We start from the raw sequence: 17,014 nt of genomic DNA on the forward strand, positions 1-17,014 counted from the left end.
AATTTGGCGATAAAACGCACTGTAAAGGGGCGAACTATCCGATGCACGACGTCCCCGTGTCGCGTTTTTGCATGTAAATGGGTTGGCGACTGTCATTCCGTCATCGCGAGCAAGCTCGCTCCCACCATGAAATGCGCTCGACTGTGGGAGCGAGCTTGCTCGCGATGAAGCCCCTGACGCCATAGAGACCCAGAAACGACAAAGGCCACCCGAAGGTGGCCTTTGTTGCTGGAACGAAAAGGTCAGCCGAAGCTTACTTCTTCATTTCCCAGCCAGTCAGCTCGGCCAGGGCCTTGCCGATGTCTGCCAGCGAACGCACGGTTTTCACGCCTGCGTCTTGCAGTGCAGCGAATTTCTCGTCTGCAGTGCCTTTGCCGCCAGAGATGATTGCGCCAGCATGGCCCATGCGCTTGCCCGGAGGAGCAGTCACACCTGCAATGTAGGAAACAACCGGCTTGGTCACGTTGGCCTTGATGTAGGCAGCCGCTTCTTCTTCAGCCGAACCGCCGATCTCACCGATCATGACGATCGCTTCGGTCTTCGGGTCTTCCTGGAACAGCTTCAGGATGTCGATGAAGTTCGAACCCGGGATCGGGTCACCGCCGATGCCGACGCAAGTCGACTGACCGAAACCGGCGTCAGTGGTCTGCTTCACAGCTTCGTAGGTCAGGGTGCCGGAACGGGAAACGATACCGACCTTGCCTGGCAAGTGAATGTGACCTGGCATGATGCCGATCTTGCATTCGCCTGGGGTGATCACGCCTGGGCAGTTAGGGCCGATCAGGGTGATACCCAGCTCGTCGCACTTGACCTTGGCTTCCAGCATATCGATGGTCGGGATGCCTTCGGTGATGCAGACGATCAGCTTGATGCCGCCGAACGCCGCTTCAAGGATGGAGTCCTTGCAGAAAGGAGCCGGAACGTAGATCACGCTGGCGGTGGCGCCAGTGGCAGCTACAGCGTCTTTCACGGTGTTGAACACGGGCAGGCCCAGGTGCTCGGTGCCGCCTTTGCCTGGCGTTACGCCGCCAACCATCTTGGTGCCGTATTCGATGGCTTGCTGGGTGTGGAAACTACCTTGCGAACCGGTAATACCCTGGCAGATAACCTTGGTGTCTTTATTGATCAGGACGCTCATTATTTGCCCTCCGCAGCTTTGACGACTTGTTGAGCAGCGTCGGTCAGGCTGGTAGCAGCGATGATGTTCAAACCGCTTTCTGCCAGTACTTTAGCGCCCAGCTCAGCGTTGTTGCCTTCAAGGCGAACAACAACCGGGATTTTCACGCCGACTTCTTTCACGGCGCCGATGATGCCTTCGGCAATCATGTCGCAGCGAACGATGCCGCCGAAGATGTTGACCAGTACTGCGGCGACGTTGGTGTCGGACAGGATGATCTTGAACGCTTCGGTAACGCGTTCCTTGGTAGCACCGCCGCCCACGTCGAGGAAGTTGGCTGGCTTGCCGCCATGCAGGTTGACGATGTCCATGGTACCCATGGCCAGGCCAGCACCGTTGACCATGCAGCCGATGTTGCCTTCCAGGGCTACGTAGTTCAGTTCGAACTTGGCAGCGTGCGCTTCGCGCGGATCGTCTTGCGACGGATCGTGGAAAGTCTTCAGCTTAGGCTGACGGTACATGGCGTTGGCGTCGATGTTGATCTTGGCATCGAGGCAGTGCAGGTCGCCGTCGGCCTTGATCACCAGCGGGTTCACTTCCAGCAGTGCCAGGTCGTGGTCCTGGAACAGCTTGGCCAGACCTACGAAGATCTTGGCGAATTGAGTGACCTGCTTGCCTTCCAGGCCCAGCTGGAATGCCAGCTCGCGGCCCTGGAATGGCTGTGCGCCAACCAGCGGATCGATGGTGGCCTTGAGGATTTTCTCAGGGGTATCGTGAGCGATTTTCTCGATGTCCACGCCACCTTCGGTGGAAGCCATGAACACGATACGGCGGCTCGAACGGTCAACGACCGCGCCCAGGTACAGCTCTTTAGCGATATCAGTGCACGATTCAACCAGGATCTTGGTGACTGGCTGACCGTTGGCGTCAGTCTGGTAAGTCACCAGACGCTTGCCCAGCCACTGCTGTGCGAAGGCTTTGGCGTCTTCTTTGCTGCGAACCAGCTTGACGCCGCCCGCTTTACCGCGACCACCGGCGTGAACCTGGGCTTTGACAACCCACTCGCTGCCGCCGATTTTGTCGCAAGCTTCTGCTGCCGCTTCCGGGGTGTCTACTGCGTAGCCGGTGGATACTGGCAGGCCGTATTCAGCGAACAGCTGCTTACCCTGATACTCGTGAAGATTCATGCTTATTACCGTCTTCGTTAGGTACTGCGCATTCGGTGCTGCACCGTTCTGGTGCCGCACCACCTGTGACTGCTGCTTGCGCAGCGTTCCGGTGAACCGGTGCCGCTACGCAAGGCTGCGTCCAGCGGATATTCCGCGGTGAGTCTTGCTCGCAAGGCTCACGACGGGCCATACCGCCGTGGTTTCTTATTGTCTATTAACGCTTCTTGCGGTTGGCCACGTGGATGGCGCCGCCATTTACGGCCAGGGCCGCTTCGTGCAAGGCTTCGGACAGGGTCGGATGGGAGAAGACCATCATGCCCAGGTCTTCAGCGCTGGTGCCGAATTCCATACCGATCGCGCCTTGCTGTACCAGCTCGGCAGCGCTTGGGCCAATCACGTGAACGCCCAATACGCGATCCGTCTTGGCATCGGCGATGACTTTCACGAAACCACCGGTATCGTTGGCTGCCATGGCACGGCCACTGGCGGCGAACGGGAAGGTGCCGACGTTAACTTCAACGCCTTCGGCTTTCAAGGCCTGCTCGGTCTTGCCAACCCATGCGATTTCCGGGTGGGTGTAGATAACCGATGGGATCAGGTCATAGTTCATCTGGGCTTTGTGGCCCTTGATGCGCTCGACGACCATGATGCCTTCCTCGGATGCCTTGTGCGCCAGCATCATGCCGCGGACTACGTCACCGATGGCGAAGACGCCCGGTACGGCGGTTGCGCAATGATCATCGACCGCAATGAAACCGCGCTCGTCGATTTCCACGCCGCTATCGGCCGCCAGCAGGTCGGTGGTCACCGGACGACGGCCGACCGCAACGATCAGCTTGTCGAAAGTGATGGTCTGTTCGCCGTTGGCGTCGGTGTAGGTCACCACGACTTCTTCGCCGTTGACCTTCGAACCGGTTACGCGAGCGCCCAGCTTGATGTCCAGGCCCTGTTTGGTCAGGGTCTTCAGCGCTTCCTTGGAGACCGCGGCATCGGCGGCCATGAGGAAGGTGTCGAGGGCTTCGAGGACGGTCACTTGCGCGCCCAGGCGCGACCAGACCGAACCCAGCTCCAGGCCGATCACGCCGGCGCCGATCACGCCCAGGCGTTTTGGTACGCTCTGGAATTCCAGGGCACCGGTGGAATCGACGATCACCTTCTGGTCGACCGGAGCCGGTGGAATGTCGATCGGACGCGAGCCTGGCGCCAGGATGACGTTTTCGGCTTCGATCACTTCAACCGAGCCGTCTGGCTTGGTCACTTCGACTTTCTTGCCCATCAGCAGCTTGCCGTGACCCTGGATCGAGGTCACGCCGTTGGCCTTGAACAGGGTGGCAACACCGCTGGTCAGGTTCTTGACGATGCCAGCCTTGCGGCCAACCATCGCGGCGACGTCCATTTTCACTTCACCGGTAGAGATACCGTGAACGTTGAAGCTCTCTTTCGCTTCCTTGTATTTCCAGGAGCTGTCCAGCAGCGCCTTGGAAGGAATGCAACCGACGTTCAGGCAGGTACCGCCGAGGGCCTGTTTGCCCTCGCCATCGGTGTATTTCTCGATGCAGGCAGTGGTAAGGCCCAGTTGCGCAGCCTTGATGGCCGCTACGTAGCCGCCAGGGCCCGCACCAATCACTACCACGTCGAATTTCTGAGTCATGAGTCATTCCTTTTCGAATCAAACCGGACGATCACTTGTGATGACCGTCGAGGGACGAAACCGGTTGTTTCAGCAAGAGGCCGGTCGACAGACCGGCCCTCGCGGCGAAAATCAGATATCCAGCAGCAGACGAGCCGGATCTTCAAGCAGGTTCTTGATGGTGACCAGGAACGTCACGGCTTCTTTGCCGTCGATCAGGCGGTGATCGTAGGACAGTGCCAGGTACATCATCGGACGAATCACGACTTGACCGTTGATCGCCATCGGACGCTGCAGAATGTTGTGCATGCCCAGGATAGCCGCCTGTGGCGGGTTGACGATCGGGGTCGACATCATCGAACCGAATGTACCACCGTTGGTGATGGTGAACGTACCGCCGGTCATCTCTTCGATGGACAGCTTGCCGTCACGGGCCTTCTTGCCGAAGGTGGCGATGCCGCCTTCGATTTCGGCCAGGCTCATCAGTTCGGCGTTGCGCAGTACCGGAACCACCAGGCCACGGTCGCTGGAAACCGCGACACCGATATCGGCGTAGCCGTGGTAGACGATGTCGGAACCGTCGATCGACGCGTTGACAGCCGGGAAGCGTTTCAGCGCTTCGGTGGCAGCCTTGACGAAGAACGACATGAAGCCCAGGCGTACGCCGTTGTGGGACTTCTCGAACAGATCCTTGTACTTCGAACGCAGGGCCATGACTTCGGTCATGTCGACTTCGTTGAAGGTGGTCAGCATCGCCATGTTCGACTGTGCTTCAACCAGACGCTCGGCAACCTTGGCCCGCAGGCGGGTCATCGGAACGCGTTTTTCAACGCGATCACCGGCAGCGAACACCGGAGCGGCGGCGGCAGGTGCGGCTGGCTTGGCCGGTGCGGCGGCTGGCGCGGCTTTCTTGGCGGCAACGGCTGCCACCACGTCTTCCTTGGTCACACGACCACCCTTGCCGGTGCCGGCAACGGAAGCGATGTTGATGCCGTTCTCTTCGGCGATCTTGCGCGCGGCCGGGGCTGCGACTGGATCGTCTTCGCCATCGGCAGCAGGCGCTGCGGCCTGGGCAGCGGCAGGCGCAGCAGCGGCGGCCGGAGCAGCGGCAGCGGCACCGCCCTCTTCGATCGAGCCCAGTACCTGGTTGGACAGGACGGTAGCGCCCTCCTCGGCAACGATTGCGCCGAGCACGCCGTCAGCTTCGGCCAACACTTCCAGAACGACTTTGTCGGTCTCGATGTCGACGATCAGGTCGTCACGCTTTACAGCGTCGCCTGGTTTCTTGTGCCAGGTGGCAACGGTGCCATCGGCAACCGATTCCGGGAATGACGGGGCTTTGATTTCGATAGCCATTATCTGTGGGTCCTTAAAATTCGGTTTCAGTCAGCACGAAGGCTTAAACAGTGAAAGCATCTTGCAGCAGTTTTTCCTGCTGCTCGGCGTGCATCGACGCATAACCACACGCAGGTGCAGCGGAAGCATCACGGCCGGCATATTCCAGGCCCAAGGCCTTGTTATGGTTGCCGATGCTGCGACGCAGGTGATGCTGGCTGCTGTACCAGGCGCCCTGGTTCATCGGTTCTTCCTGACACCACACCACATGGGTGAGGTTGGTGTAAGGCGCGATGGCCTCCATCAGGTCTTCTTCCGGGAACGGATAGAGCTGCTCGATACGCACGATGGCGATGTCTTCGCGGCCTTCGGCACGACGCTTTTCCAGCAGATCGTAGTAGACCTTGCCGCTGCACAGGATCAGGCGAGTCACCTTCGCCGCGTCCAGGGTATCGATTTCCGAAATAACGGTCTGGAACGAGCCTTCGGCCAGATCCTCGAGCGTGGAGATCGCCAGCTTGTGACGCAGCAGCGACTTCGGTGTCAGCACGATCAGCGGCTTGCGCAGCGGACGGATGACCTGACGACGCAGCAGGTGGTAGATCTGCGCCGGCGTCGTCGGTACGCAAACCTGGACGTTGTGCTCGGCGCACAGTTGCAGGTAGCGCTCCAGACGTGCCGAAGAGTGCTCCGGCCCCTGCCCTTCATAACCGTGTGGCAACAGCATGGTCAGACCGCAGAGACGGCCCCACTTGTGCTCGCCGCTGGTGATGAACTGGTCGACAACCACCTGGGCACCGTTGGCGAAGTCGCCGAACTGGGCTTCCCAGATCACCAGCGCATTGGGCTCGGTGGTGGAGTAGCCATATTCGAACGCCAGGACGGCTTCTTCGGACAGCAGCGAATCGTACAGGTCGAAACGTGGCTGGCCCTTGTACAGGTGTTGCAGCGGAATGTAGGTGCTGGCGTCTTTCTGGTTGTGCAGCGCCGCGTGACGGTGCGAGAAAGTGCCGCGGCCTACGTCCTGGCCGGTGATGCGAATCGGGTGGCCTTCGAACGCCAGGGTCGCGTACGCCATGGTTTCGGCGTAACCCCAGTTGATCGGCAGGCCGCCGGCTTGCATCTTCTGCCGGTCCTCATAGATCTTTGCGACCTGGCGCTGGACCACGAAGCCTTCCGGGATTTCCAGCAGCTTGGCGGACAGCTCCTGCAGGGTCTTGAGGTCGAAACGCGTGTCGTGACGCGCGGTCCAGGCGTGGCCCAGATACGGACGCCAGTCCACGAACAGCTCTTTGTTCGGTTCCTTGACCAGGCTTTTTACCACGTGCAGGCCGTTGTCCAGGGCATTGCGGTATTCATCGACTTTTTCCTGGACGCGCTCGGCATCCAGAACACCGCCCTGGATCAGGCGCTCGGCATACAGCTCACGGGTGGTGCGCTGCTTGGCGATCTGCTGGTACATCAGGGGCTGGGTGCCGCTTGGCTCGTCGGCCTCGTTGTGGCCGCGACGACGGTAGCAGACCAAGTCGATCACCACGTCGCGCTTGTACTGCATGCGGTAGTCGATGGCCAGCTGGGTCACGAACAGCACGGCTTCCGGATCATCGCCATTCACATGGAGGATCGGCGCCTGGATCATTTTCGCGACGTCGGTCGCGTACTCGGTGGAGCGCGAGTCCAGCGGGTTGCTGATGGTGAAGCCAACCTGGTTGTTGATCACGATGTGCACGGTGCCGCCGGTCTTGAAACCGCGGGTCTGCGACATCTGGAAGGTTTCCATGACCACGCCCTGACCGGCGAATGCCGCGTCACCGTGGATGGAAATCGGCAGTACCTTCTCGCCGGTCGGATCGTTGCGACGATCCTGGCGGGCACGGACCGAACCCTCGACCACCGGAGAAACGATTTCCAGGTGAGACGGGTTGAACGCCATGGCCAGGTGGACTTCGCCGCCTGTGGTCATCACGTTGGACGAGAAGCCCTGGTGGTATTTCACGTCACCGGAACCCAACTCGACCTTCTTCTTGCCTTCGAACTCGTCGAACAGCTCGCGCGGGTTCTTGCCGAAGGTGTTGACCAGTACGTTCAGGCGGCCACGGTGGGCCATACCGATGACGACTTCCTTGGTGCCGTAGGAACCGGAACGCTGAATCAGCTCGTCAAGCATCGGAATCAGGCTTTCGCCGCCTTCCAGGCCGAAACGCTTGGTGCCCGGGTACTTGGTGCCCAGGTATTTCTCCAGGCCTTCACCGGCGGTGACGCGCTCGAGCAAGTGGCTCTTGATGTCGGCGGAGTACGTCGGACGGCCACGAACGCTTTCCAGACGCTGCTGGAACCACTGGCGCTGCTCGGAATCGGTGATGTGCGTAAATTCAGCGCCGATGGTGCGGCAATATGTCTGCTGCAACGCTTCGTGAATTTCGCGTAGGCTCGCTTCCTCTTTGCCGATGAACAGGTCGCCGGCACGGAAGGTCGTATCAAGGTCGGCATTGGTCAAGCCGTAGTGAGTGATCGACAGGTCTGCAGGTGCAGGACGCTGCCACAGCCCCAGCGGGTCAAGCTGGGCTGCCTGGTGGCCACGCATCCGGTAGGCCTGGATCAGTCGCAATACTTCAACTTGCTTCTTCTCGTGCTCGGAGCTCACGCTGCCGGCAGACACCGGTTGAGCGCGGCGCTGGTTCTTTGCCAGCAACACGAAATGATCGCGAATCGTCGAGTGCGAAACATCAGTGGCAGAGTTACCGTCGGCCGGTAGCTTCTGAAAGTAGGTGCGCCATTCTTCTGGCACAGCGTTAGGGTCGTGCAGGTAGAGCTCGTAGAGCTCTTCCACATAGGCAGCGTTACCACCGGAGAGGTGGGCACTGTTCCACATGCGCTGCATCACGCTTTCTTGCATGCTTGGTCACCCTCGATTAGGGGAACACCACCGGCGAAAACACCGAGCAAACTTGCAGAAGTCCGAGTGCAGCGACTAAAACAAGCCACTTAGGATCACGCTGATAGTCCGGGTACCAGCCCGGATGCCCCTGCTTGTCTCATTTCTTCAAAATAAGAACCGCCGCTTTGTGAGCGGCTGTTCTGGTTATAGCCAAGACGCGGGTTGAAGCCCGCGCCCTGGCCTTTACGGGTACAACGGTCCTACGGGTACAGCAGCTGAATCACACGCCGCTTTGCAGCAGCATGTTACGAATGTGACCGATGGCCTTAGTCGGGTTCAGGCCTTTCGGGCAGACGTTGACGCAGTTCATGATCCCGCGGCAGCGGAATACGCTGAACGGGTCATCCAGCGAAGCCAGACGCTCGGACGTCTTGGTGTCACGGCTGTCTGCCAGGAAGCGGTACGCTTGCAGCAGGGCGGCCGGGCCCAGGAACTTGTCCGGGTTCCACCAGAAGGATGGGCACGAGGTCGAGCAGCAAGCGCACAGGATGCACTCGTACAGACCGTCGAGCTTTTCACGCTCTTCCGGAGACTGCAGACGCTCGATGGCCGGAGCCGGCGTGTCGTTCTGCAGGAATGGCTTCACCTTCTCGTATTGCTTGTAGAAGATGCTCATATCGACGACCAGGTCACGGATAACCGGCAAACCTGGCAACGGACGAACCACCAGCTTGTTGCCCTTGACCACGGCCGACAGCGGCGTGATGCAGGCCAGGCCGTTCTTGCCGTTGATGTTCATGCCGTCGGAGCCGCAAACGCCCTCGCGGCAAGAGCGACGATAGGAAAAACCCTCGTCCTGCTCTTTGATCAGGGCCAGCACGTCCAGCACCATCAGGTCTTTACCACCGGTATCGACCTGGAAGTCCTGCATGAACGGCGCGGCGTCCTGATCAGGGTTGTAGCGATAAACACTGACTTGCAACATAGCGGTCACCCTTAATAAGTCCGGACTTTTGGTTCGAAAGTCGGAACAGTCTTCGGCGAGAAGTTCACGGCACGCTTGGCGACGCGTTTTTCACCCGGGAAGTACAAGGTGTGGCACAGCCAGTTTTCGTCGTCACGGTCTTCGAAGTCTTCGCGGGCGTGGGCACCACGGGACTCTTTACGCACTTCTGCGGCGATGGCGGTGGCTTCGGCCACTTCCAGCAGGTTCTGCAATTCCAGCGCTTCGATACGGGCAGTGTTGAACGCCTGCGACTTATCGTTGATCTTCACGTTGGCGATTCGTTCACGCAATTGCGCCAGCTGGGCAATACCTTTCTGCATGTATTCGCCGGTACGGAACACACCGAAGTAGTTCTGCATGCAGTTCTGCAGCTCGCGACGCAGGGTTGCCACGTCTTCGCCTTCGGTACGCTCGTTCAGGGCGGACAGACGCGCCAGGGCAGCTTCGATGTTGGCGTCGGTGGCATCGTCATATTCGATACCGTCGGACAGCGCTTTCTCCAGGTGCAGGCCGGCAGCGCGACCGAAGACCACCAGGTCGAGCAGCGAGTTGCCGCCCAGGCGGTTGGCACCGTGGACCGATACGCACGCCACTTCACCCACTGCGAACAGGCCAGGGATGATCTCGTCCACGCCTTCGGCGTTCTGGGTGATCGCCTGGCCGTGAATGTTGGTGGCAACGCCGCCCATCATATAGTGGCAGGTTGGAACCACTGGAACCGGCGCGACGACCGGGTCGACGTGGGCGAACGTCTTGGACAGCTCGCAGATACCTGGCAGGCGGCTGTGCAGCACTTCCTCGCCCAGGTGATCGAGCTTGAGCATCACGTGGTCGCCATTCGGGCCACAGCCGTTACCGGCGATGATCTCTTTAACCATCGAACGAGCCACAACGTCACGACCTGCAAGGTCCTTGGCGTTCGGCGCATAACGCTCCATGAAACGCTCGCCGTGCTTGTTGATCAGGTAACCACCCTCACCACGGCAACCTTCGGTCACCAGTACACCGGCGCCGGCGATGCCGGTCGGGTGGAACTGCCACATTTCGATGTCTTGTACTGGCACGCCAGCACGCAGGGCCATGCCGACGCCGTCACCGGTGTTGATCAGGGCATTGGTGGTGGATGCGTAGATACGGCCTGCACCGCCAGTCGCCAGTACGGTGGCCTTGGCACGGATGTAGGTGGTTTCGCCGGTTTCGATGCAGATCGCGATCACACCGACGAAGGCGCCGTCCTGGTTCTTCACCAGGTCGACAGCGTAGTACTCGTTCAGGAACGTGGTACCGGCTTTCAGGTTGCCCTGGTACAGGGTATGCAGCAGTGCGTGACCGGTACGGTCGGACGCCGCGCAAGTGCGCGCGGCCTGGCCGCCCTTGCCGTAGTCCTTGGACTGGCCACCGAACGGACGCTGGTAGATACGACCTTGCTCGGTACGCGAGAAGGGCATGCCCATGTGGTCCAGCTCGAACACCGCGGCCGGGCCTTCCTGACACATGTATTCGATAGCGTCCTGGTCACCGATGTAGTCGGAACCCTTGACGGTATCGTACATGTGCCAGCGCCAGTCATCGTTCGGGTCGGCCGAAGCGATGGCGCAGGTGATGCCACCCTGGGCGGAAACAGTGTGCGAACGCGTCGGGAAAACCTTGGTGATCACGGCAGTCTTGTGACCGCCCTGCGCCAGTTGCAGCGCTGCGCGCATGCCGGCACCGCCACCACCAATGATGATGGCGTCGAAAGAAATCGTTGGAATGTTAGCCATGGATCAGATACCCCAGAGAATCTGCACACCCCAGACGAAGTAAGCGAACATCGCAACGCCGCATACTGCCTGGAAGAGGAAACGTACGGCAGTCGCCGATTTGCCAAGCGCCATCGGCGTCAGGTAGTCGGTCGCGATGGTCCACATGCCGACCCAGGCGTGAGCGCCCAAGGCAACAAGGGCCAGTAGACTGAAGATACGCATTCCGTTGTGGGCGAACAGGCCGTGCCATTGGTCATAACCAATGCCCGGGTTCGCCACGAGGTACCCGATCAGAAAAATGAAATAAGCCGCGAGAACGACCGCAGACACACGTTGTGCCATCCAGTCATAAAGGCCTGAACGCGACAGGTTCGTAACGCTGGTTACCATATCCAAACTCCCGCCAGAACGATCAACACCGCAGACACGGCGATAATGATTTTCGAGCCCAGCTTGCCGCCTTCCAGCGTCTCACCGATGCCCATGTCCATGATCAAATGGCGCACACCGGCAACCAGGTGATACAGCAGAGCGGATAGGAGGCCCCATGCTACGAACTTGGCCAGAGGGCTGGTCAAGGCTGCCTTCACGTCGGCAAAACCTTCCTCAGAACCCAGGGATTGACCCAATGCATATAGCATGAAGCCAAGGCCCAGGAAGAGAATGATGCCGGAAACACGGTGAAGAAACGACGTAACGCCGGTGATGGGGAGTTTGATGGTCCTTAGGTCTAGGTTTACAGGTCGTTGGCTTTTCACGGCTTTTTTTCACACTGAAGAGCCCCTAACAATCAGGGCTAAGTTGTTGGGGCGCGCACTGGTCAGGTACTCACCACCCAGGGAGTGACGACCCCCAAGAAAGCAGGCCCAAAAGCCCCTGGCGGTCGGTGGCCGAGTATAGACAGTTAGGCTACTAATGACAACGCGTTCACCTTCCCCTAATAGCGCATTGCACATATGGCGCAAAAGGCGTAAACGGCAGGCAATTTCGCGGAAAAAGTGCGGTTAAAGCCTTCTGGAGCAAGACTTTAGGCAAATTGACATTCGGATTTATCTCACTATAGTGGTGCGGGCCCTGCGTGGGGGGTCTGTCTGATGATTCCAAGCATTAATAGGAGGCCACATGGCTGACAAAAAAGCGCAGTTGATCATCGAGGGCGCAGCCCCCGTCGAGCTGCCCATTTTAACCGGCACCGTTGGTCCCGATGTAATCGACGTACGGGGCCTGACGGCCACGGGCCGTTTCACCTTTGACCCAGGTTTCATGTCGACCGCCTCGTGCGAGTCGAAAATCACCTACATCGACGGCGACAACGGCATCCTGCTGCACCGCGGCTACCCGATCGAGCAACTGGCTGAAAAATCGGACTACCTGGAAACCTGCTACCTGCTGCTCAACGGCGAGCTGCCAACCGCAGAGCAAAAGGCCCAGTTCGTCAGCACCGTGAAGAACCACACCATGGTTCACGAGCAGTTGAAGACCTTCTTCAACGGCTTCCGTCGCGATGCCCACCCGATGGCCGTCATGTGCGGTGTTGTCGGCGCTCTCTCGGCCTTCTACCACGACTCCCTGGACATCAATAACCCCCAGCATCGCGAAATCTCCGCGATCCGCCTGGTGGCGAAGATGCCGACCCTGGCAGCCATGGTCTACAAGTACTCCATGGGCCAGCCCATGATGTACCCGCGCAACGACCTGACCTATGCAGAAAACTTCCTGCATATGATGTTCAACACCCCGTGCGAGATCAAACCGATCAGCCCGGTACTCGCCAAGGCCATGGACCGGATCTTCATCCTCCATGCCGACCACGAGCAGAACGCCTCCACGTCCACCGTGCGCCTGGCCGGCTCCTCGGGTGCCAACCCGTTCGCCTGTATCGCCGCCGGTATCGCCGCACTCTGGGGCCCTGCCCACGGCGGCGCCAACGAAGCGGTACTGACCATGCTCGATGAAATCGGCGATGTCTCGAACATCGACAAGTTCATCGCCAAGGCCAAGGACAAGAACGATCCGTTCAAGCTGATGGGCTTCGGTCACCGGGTCTACAAGAACCGCGACCCGCGCGCCACCGTGATGAAGCAGACCTGCGACGAAGTGCTCAAGGAACTGGGGATCAAGAACGATCCGCAACTCGAACTGGCCATGCGCCTGGAAGAGATCGCCCTGACCGACCCGTACTTCATCGAGCGCTCGCTGTACCCGAACGTCGACTTCTACTCGGGGATCATCCTCAAGGCGATCGGCATTCCAACCAGCATGTTCACCGTGATCTTCGCCCTGGCGCGAACCGTCGGCTGGATCTCCCACTGGAAGGAAATGCTCTCCAGCCCTTACAAGATCGGCCGCCCGCGCCAGCTGTACACCGGCTACGAGTCGCGTGACATCACTCAGTTGGAAGACCGCAAGTAAGGCCTGCCTTGTAACAAGGTCTCAAGCCGCACCGAAACAGCCCCCGCCTCTTATATAGGAGCGGGGGCTGTTTTGTTTGTGCCTCTTTTCATCTGATCCAGAAGCGGCATTGACAGACCCGACGCCATCGCGAGCAAGCTCGCTCCCACAGTTGACCTGTTGTGAATACAAAGCCCGTGCTCACTGGAGATCCCCTGTGGGAGCGAGCTTGCTCGCGACGACGGCAGACCTGCCAACCTTGAAACCGGCACAAAAAAAATACCCCAGCCTCTCGACCAGGGTATTTCTTCAAGCACTTATCGCTACATCAATGGTTAACCGCCCCACTCGCCCCCAGGCCAGTCTGCGAACGCACGAACTGCGGGAAGAACAGCGCCCGTTCGTTTGCGCCTTCAGCCGACTTGTCGGTGATGGAGAAGAACCAGATGCCGACGAACGCAATGATCATCGAGAACAGTGCCGGGTACTCGTACGGGAAGATCGCCTTCTCGTGACCCATGATCTGCACCCAGATGGTCGGACCAAGCACCATCAGGCCCACGGCACTGACCAGCCCCAGCCAGCCGCCGACCATGGCGCCACGGGTGGTCAGCTTCTTCCAGTACATCGAAAGCAGCAGTACCGGGAAGTTGCAGCTCGCCGCGATGGAGAACGCCAGGCCCACCATGAACGCGATGTTCTGCTTCTCGAACAGGATGCCCAGGCCGATCGCCAGCACCGCAAGGGCGATGGTGGTGATTTTCGAGACGCGAATCTCGTCCTTCTCGTTGGCCTTGCCCTTCTTGATCACGCTGGCATACAGGTCATGGGACACCGCCGAGGCACCGGCCAGGGTCAGGCCCGCTACCACCGCCAGGATGGTCGCGAACGCCACCGCCGAGATAAAGCCCAGGAAGATGCTACCGCCCACAGCGTTGGACAGGTGCACCGCCGCCATGTTGTTACCGCCCAGCAAGGCACCCGCCGCGTCCTTGAAGGCCGGGTTGGTGCTGACCAGCAGGATCGCGCCGAAGCCGATGATGAAGGTCAGGATGTAGAAGTAACCGATGAAGCCGGTGGCATACAGCACGCTCTTGCGCGCTTCCTTGGCGTCGCTCACGGTGAAGAAGCGCATCAGGATGTGTGGCAGGCCAGCGGTACCGAACATCAGCGCCAGGCCCAGGGAGAAGGCCGAAATCGGATCCTTCACCAAGCCACCGGGGCTCATGATCGCCTCGCCTTTAGGGTGAACCTTCACCGCTTCGGCAAACAGCATGTTGAAGTCGAAGTTGACGTGCTTCATGACCATCAAAGCCATGAACGAAGCACCCGACAGCAGCAAGACCGCCTTGATGATCTGCACCCAAGTGGTGGCCAGCATGCCGCCGAACAGCACGTAGAGGCACATCAGGATACCCACCAGGATCACCGCGACGTGGTAGTCCAGGCCGAACAGCAGCTGGATCAGCTTGCCGGCACCGACCATTTGCGCGATCAGGTAGAACGCCACCACCACCAGCGAGCCGCAGGCGGACAGACTGCGGATCTGGGTCTGCCCGAGGCGATAGGACGCCACGTCGGCAAAGGTGTATTTACCCAGGTTACGCAGGCGTTCGGCGATCAGGAACAGGATGATCGGCCAGCCCACCAGGAAGCCGATGGAGTAGATCAGGCCGTCATAACCGGAGGTGAACACCAGCGCGGAAATGCCCAGGAAGGACGCCGCCGACATGTAGTCGCCCGCGATTGCCAGGCCGTTCTGGAAGCCGGTGATCTTGCCGCCGGCTGCATAATAGTCGGCCGCCGAGTTGTTTTTCTTGGACGCCCAGTAAGTGATGTACAGGGTCGCGCCGACGAAGGCCACGAACATCAAGATAGCCGAGACGTTGAGAGGTTGCTTCTGCACAGCTCCCGCCACGGCATCAGCCGCCCAGGCGCCAGGTGCGAACGCTGCGATGCTCAAAAGAGCCAGTAGACGCCGGATCATTGCTGAGCCTCCTTGAGAATCGCATTGTTCAGGTCGTCGAACTCGCCGTTGGCACGTCGCACGTAGATGCCGGTCAGGACGAAAGCCGAGAGAATCAGGCCGACACCGATGGGAATCCCCCAGGTGATGGTGGACTCGGGTGTGATCTTGGCCCCGAGAATGTGTGGCCCGTAGGCGATCAGAAGAATGAAGCCGGAATACAGACCAAGCATGATCGCCGAGAGAATCCAGGCGAACTTTTCCCTTTTTCTCACCAGCTCCTTGAAGCGCGGGCTGTTTTGAATCGAGAGGTAAATGCTGTCGTTCATTGTTTTTATCCTCGCAGCACAGATTTAATTGGAACAACCCTACTCTATGCGGCTCAAGGCCAGGTTCCAGACGACCTTAGTATTAGAACGACATGACGGTTTTGCCAGTTTTCCGCCAATTTTCGCAATTGCCTTGTGGGAGCGGGCTTGCTCGCGAATGCGGTGAGTCAGTCAACACATAGCCAACAGACAGATCGCATTCGCGAGAAAGCCCGCTCCCACAGGGGGATGTGCAACATTGGAAGCTTGCAGGCACAAAAAAACCGCATGACACAACGTCATGCGGCTTCGCGAACCAGCTAAATCGGGTTGATTACTTGCCAGTCCACTCCTTCACGCGGTCCGGGTGCTTGGCGACCCAGTCCTTGGCAGCGGCGTCCGGCTTGGCGCCTTCCTGGATCGCCAGCATGACTTCGCCGATCTCGTCTTTCGACGCCCACTGGAATTTCTTCAGGAACTCGGCCACTTCCGGGGCCTTGGTGCCCAGTTCCTTGCTGCCGATGCTATTTACAGTCTCAGCCGCGCCGTAGACGCCTTTCGGGTCTTCCAGGAAGCGCAGTTTCCACTTGGCGAACATCCAGTGCGGCACCCAACCGGTGACTGCGATGGATTCGTTTTTCTTCTCGGCACGGGTCAGCTCGGCAATCATGCCGGCGCCGGAACTGGCCTTGAGTTGATAACCGGTCAGGTCATAATCCTTGATCGCCTGTTCGGTCTTGAGCATCACGCCTGAACCGGCGTCGATGCCGACGATGCGCTTCTTGAAGGAGTCGTCGGTCTTGAGATCCTCGAGCGACTTGGCCTTGACGTACTCCGGCACGATCAAGCCGATTTTTGCGTCCTTGAAGTTGGGACCGTAATCGACCACCTGGTCCTTGTTCTTGGTCCAATAGTCGCCGTGGGTCACTGGCAGCCAGGCCGACAACATTGCGTCGAGTTTGCCAGTGGCCACACCTTGCCACATGATCCCGGTCGCGACCGCTTGCAGCTTCACGTCATAACCGAGTTTTTGCTTGATCACTTCGGCGGCCACGTGGGTGGTCGCGACGCTGTCGGACCAGCCGTCAACGTAACCGATGCTCAGGGTTTTGGTTTCGGCGCTGGCCAAGGTGGAACTGATGGCCAGTACCAGTGCGGCACCTGCGCCCAAGAGTCGTCGCATCTTCATCGTTACTTCCCCGAAAGTGCTGCGCCCGACGGATGCCGGACGGCGTCAACGTATAGTTATGATGCTCAGCGCCCCCATCACGCTCGCCCTCAAACCGGTCTGAACGCCAGTGGAGTACTGACAGGATCGATCATCAACCTGTGCCGCTCCTGAACCTGCTCTGTCTGCGACGTCGAAGCAACGAGAAACGACATCAGAACGCCAGCTACTGTTTCCAGGCAATTGGCGCCTCCTCACACGTGAGATTTGCTGTCCAAATCCGGCAAATACCAGATAACTA

Annotated in this window: 13 protein-coding genes; 1 reads left to right on the forward strand and 12 read right to left on the reverse strand. The window is 59.3% G+C overall.

The window, feature by feature from the left end; genetic code table 11:
- Positions 1-253: 253 nt before the first annotated feature.
- The 9 genes from sucD to sdhC all read right to left on the reverse strand — a co-directional run bounded on the left by sucD (position 254) and on the right by sdhC (position 11,638).
- Positions 254-1,138, reverse strand: a complete 885-nt coding sequence (sucD, locus tag BT125_RS09750) for a succinate--CoA ligase subunit alpha (protein ID WP_003179236.1) — start codon at positions 1,136-1,138, stop codon at positions 254-256.
- Complete coding sequence (sucC, locus tag BT125_RS09755; RefSeq protein ID WP_003179235.1) at positions 1,138-2,304, reverse strand: ADP-forming succinate--CoA ligase subunit beta; 1,167 nt, start codon at positions 2,302-2,304, stop codon at positions 1,138-1,140. Before sucC ends, sucD begins: the two co-directional genes overlap by 1 nt.
- Before the next feature lie 196 nt (positions 2,305-2,500).
- A complete protein-coding gene (lpdA, locus tag BT125_RS09760; protein WP_072406452.1) occupies positions 2,501-3,937 on the reverse strand; it encodes a dihydrolipoyl dehydrogenase in 1,437 nt (478 codons plus the stop codon).
- A gap of 111 nt (positions 3,938-4,048) precedes the next feature.
- Positions 4,049-5,272 carry a 2-oxoglutarate dehydrogenase complex dihydrolipoyllysine-residue succinyltransferase gene (gene odhB, locus BT125_RS09765; RefSeq protein ID WP_072406454.1) on the reverse strand — a complete coding sequence of 408 codons (1,224 nt, stop codon included), beginning with the start codon at positions 5,270-5,272 and terminating at the stop codon, positions 4,049-4,051.
- 43 nt (positions 5,273-5,315) lie between these two features.
- Positions 5,316-8,147, reverse strand: a complete 2,832-nt coding sequence (locus BT125_RS09770) for a 2-oxoglutarate dehydrogenase E1 component (RefSeq protein WP_072406456.1) — start codon at positions 8,145-8,147, stop codon at positions 5,316-5,318.
- 262 nt (positions 8,148-8,409) lie between these two features.
- Positions 8,410-9,114, reverse strand: a complete 705-nt coding sequence (locus BT125_RS09775) for a succinate dehydrogenase iron-sulfur subunit (RefSeq protein ID WP_053123967.1) — start codon at positions 9,112-9,114, stop codon at positions 8,410-8,412.
- An 11-nt stretch (positions 9,115-9,125) separates the two neighbouring features.
- Positions 9,126-10,898, reverse strand: a complete 1,773-nt coding sequence (gene sdhA, locus BT125_RS09780; RefSeq protein WP_063324841.1) for a succinate dehydrogenase flavoprotein subunit — start codon at positions 10,896-10,898, stop codon at positions 9,126-9,128.
- Positions 10,899-10,901: 3 nt separating this feature from the next.
- A complete protein-coding gene (gene sdhD / locus BT125_RS09785; RefSeq protein ID WP_007959040.1) occupies positions 10,902-11,270 on the reverse strand; it encodes a succinate dehydrogenase, hydrophobic membrane anchor protein in 369 nt (122 codons plus the stop codon).
- Entirely contained in the window at positions 11,264-11,638 is a 375-nt protein-coding gene (sdhC, locus tag BT125_RS09790; protein WP_025214942.1) for a succinate dehydrogenase, cytochrome b556 subunit, read from the reverse strand. The genes sdhD and sdhC overlap by 7 nt, the downstream gene beginning before the upstream one ends.
- 364 nt (positions 11,639-12,002) lie before the next feature.
- Here sdhC and gltA point away from each other — a divergent pair, with 364 nt between their 5' ends.
- Entirely contained in the window at positions 12,003-13,292 is a 1,290-nt protein-coding gene (gltA, locus tag BT125_RS09795) for a citrate synthase (RefSeq protein ID WP_003204440.1), read from the forward strand.
- A 307-nt stretch (positions 13,293-13,599) separates the two neighbouring features.
- Here the strand turns inward: gltA and BT125_RS09805 are convergent, their stop codons facing one another.
- From BT125_RS09805 to BT125_RS09815, 3 genes are all read right to left on the reverse strand, one after another.
- Positions 13,600-15,258: a cation acetate symporter gene (locus tag BT125_RS09805; protein WP_072406460.1), complete on the reverse strand. Its 1,659-nt coding sequence runs from the start codon at positions 15,256-15,258 to the stop codon at positions 13,600-13,602.
- Complete coding sequence (locus BT125_RS09810) at positions 15,255-15,566, reverse strand: DUF485 domain-containing protein (RefSeq protein ID WP_072406462.1); 312 nt, start codon at positions 15,564-15,566, stop codon at positions 15,255-15,257. Before BT125_RS09810 ends, BT125_RS09805 begins: the two co-directional genes overlap by 4 nt.
- 313 nt (positions 15,567-15,879) lie before the next feature.
- Entirely contained in the window at positions 15,880-16,734 is an 855-nt protein-coding gene (locus tag BT125_RS09815) for a glycine betaine ABC transporter substrate-binding protein (protein WP_072406463.1), read from the reverse strand.
- Positions 16,735-17,014 lie beyond the last annotated feature (280 nt).

The organism is Pseudomonas sp. NFACC04-2, from assembly GCF_900119265.1.
Classification (GTDB): domain Bacteria; phylum Pseudomonadota; class Gammaproteobacteria; order Pseudomonadales; family Pseudomonadaceae; genus Aquipseudomonas; species Aquipseudomonas fluorescens_AA.

What these genes read in the sequence shown, in the direction of transcription:
- sucD (WP_003179236.1), bottom strand. Translation starts at nt 1,138, where the DNA reads ATGAGCGTCCTGATCAATAAAGACACCAAGGTTATCTGCCAGGGTATT.
- sucC (WP_003179235.1), bottom strand. Translation starts at nt 2,304, where the DNA reads ATGAATCTTCACGAGTATCAGGGTAAGCAGCTGTTCGCTGAATACGGC.
- lpdA (WP_072406452.1), bottom strand. Translation starts at nt 3,937, where the DNA reads ATGACTCAGAAATTCGACGTGGTAGTGATTGGTGCGGGCCCTGGCGGC.
- odhB (WP_072406454.1), bottom strand. Translation starts at nt 5,272, where the DNA reads ATGGCTATCGAAATCAAAGCCCCGTCATTCCCGGAATCGGTTGCCGAT.
- BT125_RS09770 (WP_072406456.1), bottom strand. Translation starts at nt 8,147, where the DNA reads ATGCAAGAAAGCGTGATGCAGCGCATGTGGAACAGTGCCCACCTCTCC.
- BT125_RS09775 (WP_053123967.1), bottom strand. Translation starts at nt 9,114, where the DNA reads ATGTTGCAAGTCAGTGTTTATCGCTACAACCCTGATCAGGACGCCGCG.
- sdhA (WP_063324841.1), bottom strand. Translation starts at nt 10,898, where the DNA reads ATGGCTAACATTCCAACGATTTCTTTCGACGCCATCATCATTGGTGGT.
- sdhD (WP_007959040.1), bottom strand. Translation starts at nt 11,270, where the DNA reads ATGGTAACCAGCGTTACGAACCTGTCGCGTTCAGGCCTTTATGACTGG.
- gltA (WP_003204440.1), top strand. Translation starts at nt 12,003, where the DNA reads ATGGCTGACAAAAAAGCGCAGTTGATCATCGAGGGCGCAGCCCCCGTC.
- BT125_RS09805 (WP_072406460.1), bottom strand. Translation starts at nt 15,258, where the DNA reads ATGATCCGGCGTCTACTGGCTCTTTTGAGCATCGCAGCGTTCGCACCT.
- BT125_RS09810 (WP_072406462.1), bottom strand. Translation starts at nt 15,566, where the DNA reads ATGAACGACAGCATTTACCTCTCGATTCAAAACAGCCCGCGCTTCAAG.
- BT125_RS09815 (WP_072406463.1), bottom strand. Translation starts at nt 16,734, where the DNA reads ATGAAGATGCGACGACTCTTGGGCGCAGGTGCCGCACTGGTACTGGCC.